The organism is Pirellulaceae bacterium, from assembly GCA_019636385.1.
GTDB lineage: Bacteria > Planctomycetota > Planctomycetia > Pirellulales > Pirellulaceae > Aureliella.
In genome coordinates, this window is sequence record JAHBXT010000001.1 from 227243 (window position 1) to 243838 (window position 16596).

The window sequence follows — 16596 nt, forward strand, 5'->3', positions numbered from 1 at the left end:
GAAACTTGTGCTTTGGATTGGAAAGGGTTGGAAAGAGGTAATGGAACAGTCGTTCGTGGCGTGGGCTCAGGTGCGGGCTCGACGTTTGCCGCAGGTCAAGTTGGGGATCGGTGATGATGCGGCGGTACTGGCAGCGGGGGCGGACGACTGGGTGGTCACGACCGATTCGCTCATGGATGGTACGCATTTTCGTCTGAGCGAAACATCAGCAGCGCGAATTGGTCGCAAGCTAGTGAATGTCAACTTGAGTGACTTAGCTGCGATGGCGGCTGAGCCCTTAGCAGTGTTTTTGACTCTGTGTTTGCCGAATTCCAGCCCCAACGCAGTGCCGGTCGATGCGTTGGCAGCTGAACTGTACGAGTCGGTTTGCGATGTGTGCCAACAGCATGGCATTGCGCTGGCTGGTGGTGACACCAATTGCTGGAATGGTCCGCTGGTATTGCACTTGACGGCCATCGGCAAGTCGGTTGGCGGAACCGTGTGGACTCGATCGGGGGCCAAGCCAGGTGATCTTGTGCTGGTTACGGGTCCGCTGGGAGGTAGTTTGTTGGGCAAGCACCTGGATTTTCAACCGCGACTGGATGTTGCCAGGCGACTGCGCGAGAGCTCGGCTATTCACGCCGCCATGGATATCAGCGATGGGCTGAGTATCGACCTGCTGCGGATGTGCGATGCATCGAACTGCGGTGCAATTGTCGATCTGGAGCAGGTGCCGATCAGCCAAGCTGCTCAGGAAATGGCCTTGTCCGATCACAAGTCGCCACTGGAACATGCCCTGGGCGATGGCGAAGATTTTGAATTGCTGCTGGCTGTGGAACCGGAGGGACTTGCCCAAGTGTCCAGTCGATTGGAAGGTGTTTGTCGGCCGGTAGTGTGCGGCCAATTTACTAGCCGTACCGGATTGTGGTCACGCCAAGGCTCCCGAATCGAACAATTGCCTGCGTCCGGTTATGTGCATGGGCAGTAGTTACCGTCGCCAGTGCGTGTGTGGTGGGTTGGCACTAGCCGAAACTGTTGTCCCGAAATTTTTTTGAGAATCCAGCAGTCTTCACACAATGGTTAGAGCCAAAGTAGATCGGCGAACTTGCCTCACCCGTCACCCCCACAGATTGGAGAGTAAATTCTTTTTCGGGAACTGATCTGACTGGACGGTCGTCTACCCTTCCCAGTACGGCTCATCGGTTGAAGCGATGTAACCGTTCACACCCGTGGTGGGTCAGCGCGGGGCGGGTCACCTGCCCCCAAAGTAGATGGCCTTTGTCGAGAAATTTTCGAACTGAAGTCCTACTTGCTCGGCCGCTTGTCCCACTCGACAAACCCCTGAACGGTTACCCAACGATCGCGTGGCTCCTGGCCTGCGCCGTCAAACTATTCTGGCTGACAAGACTCTATTCCCCACAAGGAGACTAATGATGCTTCGACTCCGTCTCATGCTGGCAGCCACACTGAGTTGGCTCATGTTGGTTGCTGTGGACGTCTCTGCCCAAGGCGTGTTTATCTCCTCTGGCGACCGACCGATTCCCCTGCCGCGGCCAATCATTCCGGAGCCGCCCAGCCACCGTCACTCGTCGTACAAGATCCAAGAGTTGGCCATCGACGCTCGGATCAACGACCAAATTGCACGTGTGCAGGTCTCACAAACACTGGTCAACACCGGAAACGTGCAGATGGAAGTTAGCTTCTGCTTTCCGTTGCCACACGATGGAATCATCGACAACATGACTTTCATGGTCGATGGTAAAGAGTATTCCGGAAAGCTCTTGCCCGCCAAGGAGGCTCGGCAAATCTATGAAGCCCATGTGCGCCGCAATCAAGACCCGGCGCTGCTGGAGTGGATCGGCAGCGGGATGTTTCAAACCAGCGTCTTCCCGCTGCCACCGGGTGCGCAGCGTAAAGTAACATTCCAATTCACCCAGTTGCTACCGCGCAGTGATCGCCTGACAGATTGGCTTTATCCGCTGGCCACCGCGCGCTACACATCGCAGCCAATCCAGTCGCTACGGCTATCGGTCAACATTGAAAGCACCGCCAAGATCAAGAGCCTTTACAGTCCCACGCACGCCGTCGACATTAAGAGATCCGACGATTTCCATGCTCAGGTGAGCCTCGAACTAAAGTCCACAATTCCCAGCAGCGATTTCCGATTGTTGTTTGACACGGCGGACCAGCAAGTGGGAGCTAGCTTGTTGAGCTATCGACCCGACGCCAATGACGATGGCTATTTCCTACTGCTGGCTAGCCCCGAGGTTCCGTCTACAGCTCAACCCGTGACTGCCAAAACAACCATTTTTGTTGTTGATCGCTCGGGCAGCATGTCCGGCAAAAAAATCGAACAGGCCAAAGGTGCTCTGCGATTCATGCTGAATAATCTCCGCGAAGGCGACTTGCTGAATATCGTTGCCTACGACAATGGCGTCGAGTCGTTTCGGCCCGAATTGCAGCGGTTCGACGAACAGACTCGTCAAGCGGCGTTGAACTACATTGACGGCCTGTATGCCGGTGGCAGCACCAACATTAGCGGGGCTCTCACCACGGCTCTGCAGATGATTCAGGATGACCAGCGGCCAAGCTACATCGTGTTTCTGACGGATGGCCTGCCCACCGCTGGTGAAACTAATGAAATGAAGATTTGCCAATTGATCAGGCAGAACAATCCGCACCGCGCCCGGATCGTCAGCTTTGGCGTGGGCTACGATGTCAATTCGCGGCTGCTGGATCGCGTGTCCCGCGACAACTTTGGGCGCAGTGAGTTTGTGCGTCCCGATGAAGACATCGAACGATCGGTCAGTCGGCTGTATCAACGGATGAGTGCACCAGTTATGACCGGACTGGCATTGAGCGTGCTGCTGGACGATGTTCAAAGCCAATCACCCAATCAAATCAACCGTCAGTATCCGCGCGAGTTGCTGGACCTGTTTGCCGGTGATCAATTGGTTGTCGTTGGCCGCTATAAAAACAGTGGCTCGGCTAAGGTTCGTATCGCGGGACAAGCGGGTGGGCAGACGACGAATCTGGAATTCAGTTCGCATCTTGCAGCGTCTGGCACCGATCAACGCATGGCATTCATCGAAAAACTGTGGGCTGCACGAAGAATTGGGGAGATTATCGATGAAATGGACTTGAATGGCCAAAACCGCGAGTTAATCGATGAATTGGTTGGATTATCGACTAAGCACGGCATCATGACTCCCTACACTTCGTTTCTGGCGGATGAGACGCAGCCTGCCAGTGGGCTGTCAGATCGCCAAGCCAATGTGATGCGCGCCCAGGATTCACTGCGGCAGTTAAGCTTGGCGGATGGACAGATGGCGTTTGAGCAGCGGCAGGCCAAAAATCAAATGCGTGAAGCTGCTCAGGCACCCGTGGCTGGCGGTTTTGGCAGTACTGCCAGAAATGCAGCCCTACCAGCCGGCGCTACCGACAGTTCCGATGTTCACTATTCAGTTCGAGCTAATTCGATTCAAAACGCAGGTAATCAAACGTTGTATCGACGCGGATCACTGTGGATAGCCGACAATGCCACCGATATCGACCCGGAGCGCGAGCAGTCCAAGATTCAGACGGTTGAGCGTTTCAGCGACGACTACTTCAAGTTGGTTGCTGCCAACAGCCCCGATGAAAATGCTGTACTGGCTCGCCAGCTTCCCGGCGAGGAAATGCTGATTAAACTTCGAGGTCAGTATTTTAGGATTCGATAGCTGCTCACATGAGATTTCGGTAGACGCTGATGGCCGTTTACGGACAGGACTTAGCCTATGCTCACGACACCGGCTTTGGCCAGTTGGCCAAAGCCGGTGGCCAAGTGTCGGTCGATTTACTGCGGCGCGGCGGTCAGCAGCCAAGCATGGTGCTGGACATTGGCTGCGGTAGTAGCATTGCCAGCCAGGTGCTGTCTCAGAACACCCATGCGGTGTGCGGCGTTGATCTCTCCGAGGCACCGACGAGATGGCTCGTCGGGCGTGTTCCTGCTGGCCGGAGTTGTCGTAGGCCGAAACGCTAGAGCTTCTTTAAGCGGACATGCTTGAACTGAATGACCATGGGAGGACCGGTGTGAATCTGGAAAGCCAGTACACCGCGTTCGGCCGCCTTGGTTGCTTGATCATCGATCGTTTCTGACATGAGTACGTCGTTAATGTAGTGGCTCAGTTGGTTGCCTTTGGCCACGATGCGATATCGATTCCATTGACCAGCGTGAATCTTTTTTCCGAGTTCAGCCGCATCACCAATCGACTCGACAGTCTTCTCGCCATCGGAAGCGATCCGAACTCGCTCGCCGCGTTGAGCCAGAATACCGCGGCCGCGCTCCTCGTAGTTGATGCCCGAGTAAGTCAAATTGAGGTCAATGTCGGCCTGATATCCGCCAACAATGAATTTCTCTTCATTCACGACGCGGCTGCGGTACTGGATGCCCGAATTGCCGCCGGGATTTTTTTCGTCGCCAGCGGTCAGTCGATATTCGAGTTCCAATTGAAAATCGGCTACTTCGCCAGCCTTCCAAATCAGAAATGTATTGGACTTGATCGGTTGCTCAGCCGAAGTACGACCCGTGATGGCACCATCTTCTACGCTCCATAGGCTCGGGTCGCCCGCCCAACCGCTGAGGTCTTTTCCGTTGAACAGTTCACGAAATGCTTCTTGACCTCGTAGAACTGGACATAAGCACAATGCAAGTAATGTGGAAGGCAGTACCCGTCGCATTAATAAAAATCCTTAAGCTAGTTTAGCCAAAAAGGTGATGTCGGCTTCGGAAATCTGGTCGCATATCCAGTCTGCTCATTGTAAACCAGCGAAGGCGGTTTCCAAGCCAGCCAATGTCGTTACGGGATGAATTGTCGCGGCATTTGACAGTCGTGACACGCGGCAGCCGGTTTGCACAGTTGTCGTGAGAATCTTAGAATAGAGGGTTAAGCGTTCTATGGTTGGCTCGCAATGTGCCTTGCCGTGTGCCGTATGCAGCAGCGGATGGTGATTGCAGGCATGGCACAGAGAGGAGCTGTGCTGCAAACCGCTAGCGGAGCGAATACGCGCAGCCTTTAGTGCAACTTAAGAGAGTAAGTAGGTAGCTTCATGTCGGATCACTGCGAAATTGACTCGGTCATGGTGGAGAAGCGGCTGTTCGCACCGTCTGCGGAATTCAGCGCTCGGGCACGTATCAAGAGCAGTCAGGAATACCAACTGCTTTACGATCGCGCGGCGGCCGATATCGAACTGTTCTGGGCCGAGGAAGCCAAGCAATATCTACACTGGTTCAAGCCGTTCACGCAAACATTGGATTGGCAGATTCCGCTGGCCAAGTGGTTTGTGGATGGGAAGACCAATGCCAGCTTCAACTGTTTGGACGCCAACTTGGCGGCGGGCAAAGGTGATAAGATCGCCATCCTATATGAAGGAGAACCGGGCGACACGCGGCAACTGACCTATCGCCAACTGCACGCTGAAGTGTGTCGTTTTGCCAATGTGCTCAAGGGGTTAGGCGTTGGCCAGGGCGATGTCGTCAGCATTTACATGCCGATGACGCCCGAGTTAGTCATTGCCATGCTGGCCTGCGCGCGCATCGGCGCGGTTCACTCGGTGATCTTCGCCGGGTTTTCTGCCGAAGCTATCGCCGATCGCAATAATGATGCGCAGGCCAAAATACAGTTGACCAGCGATGGCTTGTATCGCCGTGGCAAAGTGCTACCGCTGAAGGAGACGGTAGACGAGGCCCTGGCCAAGAGTCCTACGGTGGAAAAATGTGTCGTGCTGCGCCGCGTAGGCAACACGGTCAGCATGCAGTCGGGTCGCGACTTATGGTGGCATGACTTAATTCGCCAGGCCAGCGACAATTGCCCTGCCTCCGAACTGGATAGCGAAACGCCGTTGTTCATTCTATACACCTCAGGATCGACGGGAAAACCGAAAGGCATTCGTCATACGACCGCTGGATATAACCTCTACGCGCGGCGCACATTCGAATGGGTCTTTGATCATCGTGACGAAGATATCTTTTGGTGTACGGCTGATTGTGGTTGGATTACTGGACACAGCTACGTGGTCTACGGACCATTGACGGCAGGTGCCACGATTCTGATGTACGAAGGGGCTCCCAACTTTCCTGCCGAGGATCGCTTTTGGGCGTTGATCGAAAAATATCGCGTGACCATCTTGTACACCGCACCCACCGCCATTCGCGCCTTCATTAAATGGGGCGACCAGCACGTGGACAAGCATGACCTGAGCAGTCTGCGCTTGCTGGGCAGTGTTGGAGAGGGTATTAATCCCGAGGCGTGGATGTGGTATCACGAAAAGATTGGCGGTGGACGGTGCCCAATCGTCGATACGTGGTGGCAGACAGAGACCGGCGGCATCATGATGTCGCCGTTGCCAGGTGCGATTGCAACCAAGCCCGGCAGTTGTACCAAGCCACTGCCGGGCATTAGTCCCAAGATCGTTTCCGAAGATGGTCAAGCGCTGCCACAGGGTCGAGGCGGGATGTTGTGCATCGATCAACCATGGCCCGGAATGTTGCGCGGCATTTGGGGCGACGAAGAGCGCTATCAACAGCAATACTGGAGCAAGGTTCCCGGCATGTATCTGACCGGCGATAACGCCAGGCTGGATAGCGACGGTTACTACTGGATCATGGGGCGTATTGACGATGTAATTAATGTCTCTGGCCATCGTCTTAGCACAATTGAAGTCGAAAGCGCGCTGGTCTCGCACCCCGCTGTTGCTGAAGCTGCCGTGGTGGGCAAGCCCGACGAAATTAAGGGACAAGCCATCGCGGCTTTTGTAACCCTGCGCGGCCAAGCGTCCGAAGAGATTCGTGCTGAACTAAAGAGACACGTTCGCAAAGAGATCGGAGCCTTGGCACAGCCAGACGACATTCGCTTTACCAATGCGCTTCCCAAAACCCGCAGCGGCAAAATCATGCGGCGATTGTTACGCGATATTGCTGCTGGCAAGACGCAGACCGGTGACACATCGACGCTCGAGGATTACACGGTACTAGCTAAGCTGCGCGGCGATGAAGGCTGACGGCACGGTCGTGCGGTCCTGTCGGCGAATCGTTTGCCAACCAGCGGATTGTCACCATGGGATACGAAAGACGGAGTAGAAAGTGAAGAATCGCGGTTGGATTGCTGTTTTGATTTGGCTGGTTGCCTGTAGCAGTGGCCAGGGCGATGAGGTCAGTCAAGCTCGGGCGCTGTCGCGCGCGTTTCGTGCTTCCGCAGAGAAGGCCTTGCCCAGCGTGGTGACTATATTGACGCGCTCACGGTCAAGCGGTGGCGAGGACAGTCCGCTGCTAAACCTGATCGGTGGCGCGGATGCCCAAGTATACGACTCAGTGGGGTCTGGCGTGATCATCAGTCCCGACGGCTGGATACTTACCAATCATCACGTGATCGCTGACGCCATACGATTGGAAGTACGATTGCCCGACGGACGCCGTTTTTTTCCTGAGAAGACTTTATCGGATGAAAGCAGCGATGTGGCCTTGGTAAAGATCGAGTCGACCGAAGATGTTCCGGCTGCGGAGATAGGCAATTCCAATGAACTGGCAGTCGGGGATTGGGTGATCGCGATTGGCAGCCCGTTCACGTTGGAGTCTTCGGTCAGTGCTGGCATCATTTCCGGCATCAATCGTCGTCGCAGTTTGTCGCGCGGCGTCGAAGGTCAATTCTTGCAGACCGACGCCGCCGTGAATCCCGGCAACTCGGGCGGTCCGCTGTTGGATTTGGAAGGGCGCGTAGTAGGAATCAATACAGCCATCTCCTCGCTGTCTGGGGGCTTTCAAGGTATCGGCTTTGCCATCCCCATCGCGCGGGCCATGTGGATCAAACAAGAGCTGCAGACGTACGGCAAGGTTCGGCAAGCACTGGCCGGCATCCGCGTGGCGACAGTGTCTTACGACGATGCCAAACAGTTGAATTTACCACAATTGTCCGGCGTGACTGTCGTTTCAACGGTGCCGGGGCGCCCCGGCGAGGCGGCCGGCATTTTGGCTGGCGACGTGATTTTGACTTTCGCTGGTCACAAAGTGGGCAGCGATACGGAGTTTGCCAGTTTGGTCCAGCAGTCGCCCATCGACCAACCGCTGACGCTTGAAGTATTTCGCAACGGCGAGAAGTTGGAATTGACCATTCAATTGCAAGAAAAACCATAGATGCTCACAAATCTAGCGCGGCAGAGGCGAACTTCAGTTGAGTGCCTGGTGGGTCTACTGTTCCTGCTGGGCAGTACGATCTGTGGCACCGGCGCTTATGGACAATTCCAAGCGCGCGCCGTGACGGAAGACTTGTTTCTGACCGCACCGCGATCGCTGCAGCGTTTGCTGGCCGAGGGACGCTCAGCCATCGCCGACGGACGCTATGCCGAGGGCATCGGTGCTTTGGGAGCCATCCTGCAAGATGACGACCAAACGCTGCCCGAAGACTTGCGCGGGCGCGATTTTTTTCTGGGTCGAGCCACCAATGGCATCTACGCGCAAAGCCTGAAGGGCGAGGTGATTCGAGAATTAAACAAGCTGTCCCCAGAAGCGCGCCAAATCCTGGAGGTGCAGTTTGGCGTGCAGGCACGACAATTATTAGATGCTGGAGTCGCAGCCGGTGATCTGGTGGCGATTGCCAGTGTGGCACGGCGGTTCGTGCATACCCAGGCCGGCTACGACGCGATGGTCTTGCTGGCTCAGTTCAATCTCAGCCACGGATTTCCATTGGCAGCGGCCGATACGCTGCAATCACTGTTGGATTATCCTGCCGCGCGAGAACGCTACGGAGTTCGATTGGCCTTTCATGCCGCTTTGGCTTGGCAACAGTCGGGCAAGACGAGTCGCGCCGAAAAAACACTGGAGTTGGCCGGGCGTGATTTTGCTGGCCAAAGTCTTCAACTGGCCGGGCGGCAAATTCCCATTGAAAACGTTGGCGAAATTATCAAGGTCATCGGCAACGATGGCCAAACTGGAATTACCGACAATAGCACCCCGGATTGGCTTACCACTGGCGGTTCGGCGGCTCGCAACGCTACATCAAAGATCGGGTTGCCACTGCCCAACGAGCGCTGGGAGTGGTTTATCCACAGTAGCCGTCCTGAAGGCCAAGCGCTGCGGGAAGCGGAAGAGACGATGCGCAAGGCCGGTGCCGTATTGCTGCCCAAGCTGGAATTGCGAGCCCTGGATAATACTATCGTATGTCGGAACAATGACGCAACAATCGTTGGGCTGGATTTTGAATCGGGATTGTTGGTTTGGAGACGTCCTTCCAGCGCCGGTGTCGCGCCGCTGAAGCGCGGAGCTTGGGAGAGCGGTGATCAATCGCTGTCAACCGATTTACTGAGCCGAGTTTGGGGAGCCACTTCTTTCGGCAGAATCACCTGCGATGCTCATCGATGCTATCACGTGGTACATCTGCAAGACGAAATGGAATCGACCCGTGGCATGGGCGGCATGATGAGCCTGGCGACCAGTCGCCTAGAAGGCATTAGCTTGGCGCGACAAGGAGCGATCTTGTGGAGTATCGGGGGCAGCGATAGCGACGAACCGCAGTTGTCGACGGCATTCTTTTTGGGGCCTCCGCTACCCTATGCTGGCCAGTTGTACTCGATCGTCGAAAACAATGGTGAAACGGAGCTTGTCGTGCTCGACCCTGAGACAGGCAAGTTGCAGTGGCGGCAACAATTGGCAAGCGCTGCCATGATGCCCATCGGCTTGGACCGCGCACGCCAATCACAAGCACTGACTCCCAGTATTGCCGATGGAGTCATCATCTGCCCCACCGGCGTGGGAGGCATCGTAGCTATCGACTTGCTGACCCGCAGCCTGCGCTGGGGAGCGACTTACGCGGTGCGTGGTGCAATGGGCAATTTTAATAGTCCACTGCTCGGGCAAGATTACCAGCCTCTGCAAAGCCGCTGGTTCGACGAAGGGTTGATCATCGAAAATGGCTTAGTGGTCTTCACTCCGCCCGAATCTGATCTGGTAGTGTGCTACGACCTGCTGACTGGCGAAAAGCTGCTGGAGCGCAAACGCGGCAATGCCTGCTATGCGGCCGGCGTGGATAGCAACAACTTGATTATCGTTGGACCAGATCGCACCGTGGCTTATGACATTCGCAAACGCGAGCCGCGTTGGGAGGTCGCCTACCCCGATGGATTGACTTTGGCGGGTAGAGGCATCTGGCAGGACGGGCAATTGATGCTGCCGCTTACCGGTCAGCGCGTGATCGAGTTGGATCTGCGACAGGGCAAAATCTCAGGCGCCTCCACGGTGGCGCAGCCGCTAGGCAATCTGTTCGCGCATCGGGGCCAGTTGCTGTCCATTGGTCCCAGTAGCGTTGTTGCCTACTATACGCGAGAAGCGCTCGAGCAACAGATCGAGCAACGTCTTGCCCAAAATCCACAAGACGTTTGGGGGCTGAACTACCGTTCCCAGCTCTTACTGTCGCAAGGCGACACGCTCGCAGCCCTGCAACAACTGCTTGACGCCTACGCCGTCAATCCGGAGGACGATGAAACGCGATACTTTTTGGCTGATGCGATGCTAACAGGCTTGCAACATGACTTTGAACAGTTTGCCGCCTATGCCGAACAACTGGATCGTGTCCTGCTAACCGCACCACAACGCATGCGCTACCTGCAACTGCTAGCGCAGGGTTTGTCGCGACGAGGAGATTTCCCAGCAGCCTTTAAGCGACTGTGGGAGATCATGCGTGAGCAGCAGTCGGCATACATCGCAGGTGTCCTGTCGCGCTCGGATCGCATCGAGTTGTCATGGCAACACTGGGTAAATCTGGATACTTGGCTGGCCACTGAATTGGCGCGTTGTTATCAATCGTGTAACGACCAACAACGACAGGAAGTCCAGTCGCTAATCGACGCTGAAATTGGTCGCATCCGCGGAACTGTTTTGCCGGTACGACGGCAGTTGCTGCGCAACATGGCTCAGTTGCCTATGACGGACAACGATAACCTTGAATTGGCTCGAGCCTTGCTTAACCGCGGTGAACAGACGCAAGCCGAACAGTTGCTGTGTTGGTTGGCCCGCAGCCAGGATGCCGATAGTCGCCGGTCTGCTCTCGAACTGCTCGGCCTTAAAAACCAATACGACCAAGCTCTTGTGCGCTCGCCGTCTGGCGACTTCACAAATTCGGATTGGCGGACAGGTGTTGTGCAACGAGATGTCGAAAGGGTTGACACGGCCATCTATTCTGTTGGCCGCCCGATCGAAATGATTGCCAGGCGTTTTGGAAGACCGCCGGTGGCGATTGGTGTATCCGAGGGTGCTCTAGCGCTGTCAGATGTGGATGGAAATCCTTTAGTCAACTTGGTCTATCGAGCCGCGACCTCTGATTTAACCGGCAACTTCATGACAGCGGAGCTGCGTGGCGGATTGCTGTTACTGGAAACAATGTCCGAACTGATGGCCTTCGATATCTATCGCGGCTTTCAGCGTTCGCCGGGACAGGCGTTGCTGTGGCGCAGCTCGTTGGACACGGCCGGTCCTCAGGAAGCATTTCAGCCAGCCCAAATGATGGTATCTGCCGACGAACCACTAGGAATTCAAACTAGGCGGCGCAAAGGCGATGGCCGCAAGTACGTGGAACTAGGTCCGTGGCTGGCGACGGTCAAGATTATGCAGAATGGTCAATCGGTAATAGGATTGGACCCCTACACGGGACGGCAACTCTGGTCGCGCGATGGTTACTCCGATCAGGTGCGATTTGCCGGACATTGGGAGAGCGATCAATTGGCAGTGGTCAATCCGGCCAACGGTAAGACCGATGTACTGGACGCACGCGATGGCACGCTGCTACGACAAAGTGAATTTTTGGTCGGCGAGATGCACCAGCGGCTACTCGATGATCGCCTCGGTCGCTGGAATGCTTGGTTTGACTCTGGCAACTGGCTGGTCGACTATCGTAGCGATGATGCCAGTTCGCGTGTTTGGCTTCGTGTGTGGAACCCGCTGACCGAGACGGTGTTACTGGAAAGCAAGCTTCCTAAGTCTGCGCGTGCTACACACTGTGATCGACGGCTGTTGGTCGTTTTGGAACCACCCGAAAGCCTGGTTGTCGTCGACTTGGAATCGGGAACTGTCCAACGGCATCAAGTTCCTATTGAGCGCGATTTGGCCAGCGTCGGTGTGATGCGATTTGCCGATCAGTGGGTTGTCATATCCAGTCGCAATGCACTGTCTCAACGGGTTCACCTGGGCCAGCCTGAGTTGCAGGCCAATGGCAGCCTGTATGCTCTTAATGCCGACGATTTACAGCTCAGTTGGAACCAGCCCGGGCGGCTGATGAATTTTGCGATACCATTGCAACAACCGCGCAATTCTCCGTTCCTGGTTGCCTATCGCTTTGCAGCTCAACAGGAAGCACCAATGTCGGCCGCTCTGGTTTTATTGGACCTGCGCAGCGGCCAGCTAGCACAGGTTGTGGATGGACTTAACGTCAGTGGCAGAACATTCGGCATGCGGCTTCGACCCGAAGAACAACAGATTGTCGTAGCAGTTGGCGAGCAAAACTTACGATTTCATGTTACTGACCAGCCGCCGCCACCCGAGCCTGTAGCGCACTTCGGCGGCGTCTACGAAAAGCCTCGGATCATCAAACGCGACGAGGCCACGTTGTTCAAATAGCAGACGTGCATCCTTGATGCGCTAGTTTGCCAAACAGCGTCGCACCGTCTGGCAAATGGTAGGCTACATCCAGCATGAGATACCAAGAACCTCAGCGAATAGTCGTCGCTTTCTTGGCGGTTTTGTGCGTCGCGGCTAAGTAGCGGTTTTGAACTACCGAGCCAGGAGCCTCCTGGAGCCACATGCCGGAATCGCTCGGGCTAGGTTCAATCTCGATCAGCTCACCTTCGCCTATCTGCTCTGACGACGGTGCCTCAGGCGGACGTGTTTCCAGATAAGGCCTGATCCAGGCTGGAGGCGGTGCAACAGGTTTCGCAGGTGGTGGCTTTCGAACGACTTCTGGTTTGTTTTGGTTCTTGGTTGGCTCCACGTCGGTGGGCGAGGCCTGTCCAGCTCCTTGCAGCGAACGATTCAGAATGCTTTCAGAATGAGGCACGCCTGGAGTCAGTTGCAGAAACTGTGCTCGCTGATGAACAGATTCCGGAGGATGGTTGACATAGTCTGCCGCATAGGGATACAGCAGTCCTTGGCTGGGATAGCGACTGGACGGATGACGGTGCGCGACAATACTGAACCTAGCGTCATGATGACTGTGATAGCTATGGTGTGACCAACCAACGCCCCAATACCTGCCAATAGTATTGGCCATTGGGAAACCATAATCCACCGCTTGGGCCGTAGCGCCATGCATGGCAAGACCCAACGCAATTACCTTGACAAGCTTGTTATACATGGAATCCATTCCCATATGACAGCGACTTGGTGACACACGCAGCGCATTGAGAATCCATCGACCAGCGCCCCTGCCATCCAGCAGAAAATTGCTGGAACTCGGGTAACGAATCCTGTGCTGGTTGCTTGAACTCAGCAGGCACATTGGTTTGTTTGGGAGTTTTGTATCGGTTGTAATGGCCACAACGCACTAATACCCCGCTACGCCAATTGACCAATCTGCTGAAATGTCTGACGCAGCGCGGGATAAAGTCCCTGATAGATCGGGAACAATTGATCGTACGTCCGCACCGCAGATTTTTTTGGCGGAGTTCGTTTGACAACTTCGATAGTCGCCTTACAGGCTTCTTCAATATTCTTGAATCTGCCAATTCCCACTGCCGCTAGCAAGGCGACGCCATAGGCCGGACCTTGTTCGGCGTTGATGGAACACGCCGGTTGGTCCATCACATCAGCAAATATCTGTCGCCACAATTGGCTTTTTGCTCCGCCACCGCTGAGCCGCATTTCTTTGATAGGCACGCCCAATTGCTGAATGATCTCCAGGCTCTCCCGCAGGCTCATTGCCACACCTTCCATGACGGCCCGGGCCAGATGTCCGCGATGATGTTTGCTCGTCAGTCCCACAAAACAGCCGCGTGCCAATGGATCGGCATGTGGTGTTCGCTCACCTGCCAGGTAGGGCGCGAACAACAAACCTTCACTTCCTGGTGGCACCGACAGTGCTTCAGCGCTGATGGTTTGATAGGCATCGCTGCCACGTCGCGTGGCTAATTCGCGACATACATTTTCTACCAGCCATTGCAGCGACCCCGCAGCCGACAGAGTCACTCCCATCAGATGCCACTTGCCATTTACTGCGTGACAGAAGGTATGCAACCGACCGAGCTGATCAAATTGCGGCTGGTCCGAGTGCACGAACATCACCCCGGAGGTACCCAATGAAGCCGTCATGATGCCGCGTTGCACGATACCGTTTCCGATGGCTCCGGCTGCACAGTCACCAGCACCGCCAACCACTTGGCAGTCGCTAGTCAAACCTAGCTTCTCGGCTACTTCTGGAAGTAGACTGCCCGTAACCTGCTCCGATTCGTAAACTGTACCCAACATACCGACATCTAGTTGTAATTTCCCCAACAGCTCTTGTGACCATTTTCGATTGCGAACATCTAGCAGCAACATTCCGCTGGCATCGCTGACGTCGGTTGCCAATTCTCCAGTTAGTCGCCGACGAATCTCGTCCTTCGGCAACAGCACGTGCGTTAGCTTTTCGTACTTGCGCGGCTCGTGATTGCGTAACCAAAGGATCTTGGGGGCGGTGAAGCCGGTCAGTGCCGGATTGGCCACCATGCGAATGAGTTCGTCACGGCCCCCGGCCAGCGTGGTAATTTGGTCGCACTCACTAGCGGTGCGCTGGTCGTTCCATAGCAGAGCCGGACGCAATACTTTGCCGGCCTTGTCCAAGAACACCGAGCCGTGCATTTGCCCGGACAGCCCGATACACTTGACCTGTCCACGAGCGACTCTGGCTTGCTTGATAACCGCGCGAATGGTCTTTTGCGTTGCCAGCCACCAGTCTTCTGGATCTTGTTCGGTCCACAGCGGCTTAGGCATGGATAGACCATAGCTGGCGGAGGCTTCAGCTAGAATATTTCCGTCGGGGTCGATCAACAGACTCTTCGTCCCGGACGTACCAATATCCACGCCAATGGTAAAACTCATCGCCGTATCTCCGCTGAAGTTTTCCGACTGAATCTTAGTTCGGAGCGTACAGCGCATCCTCACCCTGCATTCCCCGCCTGATTATGACAGTTTTCTCGTACGTCTACTACCGGCCTGACTACCCACGCGGGTCAAGGAATTGAAAAGCCGCTGGAGTCTGCTGCGGTGCGCTGGCTAGAAGTTTGACGTCGAGTAGAATATCGTTCTACCAACTGAGCCAACCATCAGTCCGTCCAGCTGAAGTCTGTCGTCAAATGTCTATCACTCGCAATCCCACTCGATCCGTTCGCATCGGTAGCATCCACGTTGGTGCTGCCCACCCGATAGCGGTGCAAAGCATGACTGCCACCTCCACGCAAGATGTCGCTGCCACTGCGGCGCAAGTCAACGATTTGCATGCCGCTGGAGCTGACATTGTGCGGATTGCCGTAGATAGCGAGCGCGACGCGCTGGCCTTGGCAGAAATTCGCCGTATGACAAAGGCTAACTTGAGCATCGATCTGCAAGAGAATTATCGGCTGGCCGAAAAAGTTGCTGCCCACGTAGACAAAGTTCGTTACAACCCAGGGCACTTGTACCATCACGAAAAGAACCGAACCTGGCAAGACAAAATCAAGTATCTGGCGGATGTTGTGGGCCAACATGATTGTGCAATTCGCATTGGTGTGAACTGCGGCAGTGTCGATCCTGCCGTGAAGGCCCGTTTTGATCGCCATGACGATGTCGGCCCTATTCTGGCTAGCGGCCTGGAGCATGCCGAGCAATGGGAGCGGCTGGGGTTTACCCGATTTGTGGTTTCGCTAAAGGACAGTAACCCCTCAACCGTCGTGAAAATCAATCAAGCCTTCGCTGCGCAGCGCCCAGATATTCCGCTGCACTTGGGAGTCACCGAGGCCGGCTTGCCGCCAGATGGAGTCATCAAGACGCGCATTGCCTTCGAGCAACTGATTGGTCGTGGCATTGGCGATACACTGCGTGTATCGTTGACCGTTCCCAACTCGCGCAAGTCGGAAGAGATTCAGGCTGGTCGGCAGATCATCGAAGACATCTACGCTGGTCGCCTGCGAAGCGTGGTGGCTCTGGACCCAACGAAGCTCAACATCATCTCTTGTCCGAGTTGTTCGCGCGTCGAAAATGAAGCTTTCGTCGAACTGGCCCAACAGGTGAAGGAGATGACACGCTATGCACAAGACTACGCGATCACCATTGCGGTCATGGGATGCCGGGTTAATGGTCCTGGCGAAACCGACGAAGCCGACTTGGGACTGTGGTGCGGTCCAACGCGAGTCAACTTAAAGAGAGGAGAAGAGTCATTGGGTTCATTTGCCTACGATGAAATTCTCGGGCGCTTGCGCAGCGAATTGGACGCACTGATTGCACAAAACTCGTGACTCAACTTGCCTGCAATTTCTAGGATGCCTCAGGCGCGCCCGAGGCAACTTGTTTGCTAATGCCAACATCATGCAGCAGGCGACCAAGATCGTTTAACAGCAAATTGTATGAGCCCGCGCCAGCCCTCGACTTGT

General features: G+C 55.4%; 10 protein-coding genes. 7 read left to right on the forward strand and 3 right to left on the reverse strand.

The window, feature by feature from the left end; translation table 11 throughout:
• Positions 1-40 precede the first annotated feature (40 nt).
• The 3 genes from KF752_00870 (at position 41) to KF752_00880 (ending at position 4000) form a co-directional block, all read left to right on the forward strand.
• Positions 41-967, forward strand: a complete 927-nt coding sequence (locus KF752_00870) for a thiamine-monophosphate kinase (protein ID MBX3420084.1) — start codon at positions 41-43, stop codon at positions 965-967.
• Between the two features lie 442 nt (positions 968-1409).
• Positions 1410-3698: a VWA domain-containing protein gene (locus KF752_00875; GenBank protein ID MBX3420085.1), complete on the forward strand. Its 2289-nt coding sequence runs from the start codon at positions 1410-1412 to the stop codon at positions 3696-3698.
• Positions 3699-3727: 29 nt separating this feature from the next.
• On the forward strand, positions 3728-4000 hold the full coding sequence (locus KF752_00880; GenBank protein MBX3420086.1) for a hypothetical protein: 273 nt from the start codon (positions 3728-3730) through the stop codon (positions 3998-4000).
• Here the strand turns inward: KF752_00880 and KF752_00885 are convergent.
• A complete protein-coding gene (locus KF752_00885) occupies positions 3997-4698 on the reverse strand; it encodes a DUF1080 domain-containing protein (protein MBX3420087.1) in 702 nt (233 codons plus the stop codon). The genes KF752_00880 and KF752_00885 overlap by 4 nt on opposite strands.
• Before the next feature lie 369 nt (positions 4699-5067).
• Here KF752_00885 and acs point away from each other — a divergent pair, with 369 nt between their 5' ends.
• The 3 genes from acs (at position 5068) to KF752_00900 (ending at position 12616) form a co-directional block, all read left to right on the forward strand.
• Positions 5068-7017 carry an acetate--CoA ligase gene (acs, locus tag KF752_00890; protein ID MBX3420088.1) on the forward strand — a complete coding sequence of 650 codons (1950 nt, stop codon included), beginning with the start codon at positions 5068-5070 and terminating at the stop codon, positions 7015-7017.
• 82 nt (positions 7018-7099) lie between these two features.
• Positions 7100-8146 carry a trypsin-like peptidase domain-containing protein gene (locus tag KF752_00895; protein MBX3420089.1) on the forward strand — a complete coding sequence of 349 codons (1047 nt, stop codon included), beginning with the start codon at positions 7100-7102 and terminating at the stop codon, positions 8144-8146.
• Positions 8147-12616, forward strand: coding sequence for a PQQ-binding-like beta-propeller repeat protein (locus KF752_00900; protein MBX3420090.1), 4470 nt, complete (start codon positions 8147-8149; stop codon positions 12614-12616). It abuts the gene before it with no gap.
• A 91-nt stretch (positions 12617-12707) separates the two neighbouring features.
• Here KF752_00900 and KF752_00905 read toward each other — a convergent pair whose 3' ends face one another.
• Both KF752_00905 and xylB read right to left on the reverse strand, forming a co-directional pair.
• Entirely contained in the window at positions 12708-13349 is a 642-nt protein-coding gene (locus KF752_00905; GenBank protein ID MBX3420091.1) for a hypothetical protein, read from the reverse strand.
• Between the two features lie 200 nt (positions 13350-13549).
• Entirely contained in the window at positions 13550-15070 is a 1521-nt protein-coding gene (gene xylB / locus KF752_00910) for a xylulokinase (protein ID MBX3420092.1), read from the reverse strand.
• Positions 15071-15324: 254 nt separating this feature from the next.
• Here xylB and KF752_00915 point away from each other — a divergent pair, with 254 nt between their 5' ends.
• Positions 15325-16461 carry a flavodoxin-dependent (E)-4-hydroxy-3-methylbut-2-enyl-diphosphate synthase gene (locus tag KF752_00915; GenBank protein MBX3420093.1) on the forward strand — a complete coding sequence of 379 codons (1137 nt, stop codon included), beginning with the start codon at positions 15325-15327 and terminating at the stop codon, positions 16459-16461.
• Positions 16462-16596: the final 135 nt, after the last annotated feature.